The organism is Geomonas sp. (genome assembly GCF_056994735.1).
Window position 1 is genome coordinate 1 of record NZ_JBXKJL010000112.1, and the last position, 1,054, is coordinate 1,054.

A 1,054-nucleotide genomic window follows, 5' to 3' on the forward strand; every position below is an offset into this window, starting at 1 on the left:
GAAATATATGGCACTGCAACAGACTTACCTGGACTTTGAAAAGCCGCTGGCAGAGCTGGAAAAGAAGATCCAGGAACTCCTTGCCTTCTCCACCGATGCCGTCGACCTGAAGGGTGAGGTCGCCAAGCTCGAAGAGAAGGCAGAGAAGATGCGCGCGGAGATGTTCAGCAATCTCTCCCGCTGGCAGACCGCCCAGGTCGCGCGCCATATCAACCGTCCCTTCACCCTTGACTATCTGAGCCTCATCTTCACCGAGTTCGTCGAACTCCACGGCGACCGCAACTTCGGCGATGACCACGCCATCGTCGGGGGGCTGGCAAGGCTGGACGGCGAGCCGGTCATGGTGATCGGCCACCAGAAGGGGCGCGACACCAAGGAGAAGGTCTTCCGCAACTTCGGTATGCCGAATCCGGAAGGGTACCGCAAGGCGCTGCGCCTCATGGAAATGGCCGAGCGCTTCAAGCTGCCGATCATCACCTTCGTCGACACCCCGGGCGCTTTCCCCGGCATCGGCGCAGAAGAGCGCGGCCAGGCCGAGGCCATCGCACGCAACCTGCGCGAGATGTCGCGCCTTACCGTGCCGATCATCGTGGTCATCACCGGCGAGGGCGGCTCCGGCGGAGCGCTGGCCATCGCGGTCGGCGACAGGATCCTCATGCTGCAGCATTCGGTGTACGCAGTCATCTCCCCGGAAGGGTGCGCCGCCATCCTCTGGTCCGACGGTACCAAGGGTGCCCAGGCCGCCGAGGCGCTGAAGCTGACCGCCACCGACATCAAGGAACTCGAGGTGATCGACGAGATCGTCCCCGAGCCGGCCGGCGGCGCGCATCGTGACCACGAAGCCATGGCCGCATCCCTGCACGAGGCGCTGACCAGGAACCTCGCGGAGCTGATGAAGATCCCGGCCGAGGAGCTGATAGAGCAGCGCTACCAGAAGTTCCGGAAGATGTCGCGCTTCGCCGAATAGTAAGTCTCGCGTAACTGAGGCAGCAATCCGCAGAGCAATAATAAAAGGGGTCATGACGTCTGCACCGGTAATGGTGAGAGTGTCATG

The 1,054-nt window shown here is 62.3% G+C and carries 1 protein-coding gene; it reads left to right on the forward strand.

Annotated features, from left to right (window positions below):
* The first annotated feature begins 7 nt into the window (after positions 1–7).
* Positions 8–967, forward strand: coding sequence for an acetyl-CoA carboxylase carboxyltransferase subunit alpha (locus AC11W3_RS05395; RefSeq protein WP_484092612.1), 960 nt, complete (start codon positions 8–10; stop codon positions 965–967).
* Positions 968–1,054 lie beyond the last annotated feature (87 nt).

Coding starts and splice junctions, on each gene's coding strand:
- AC11W3_RS05395 (WP_484092612.1), top strand. CDS start 8: ATGGCACTGCAACAGACTTACCTGGACTTTGAAAAGCCGCTGGCAGAG.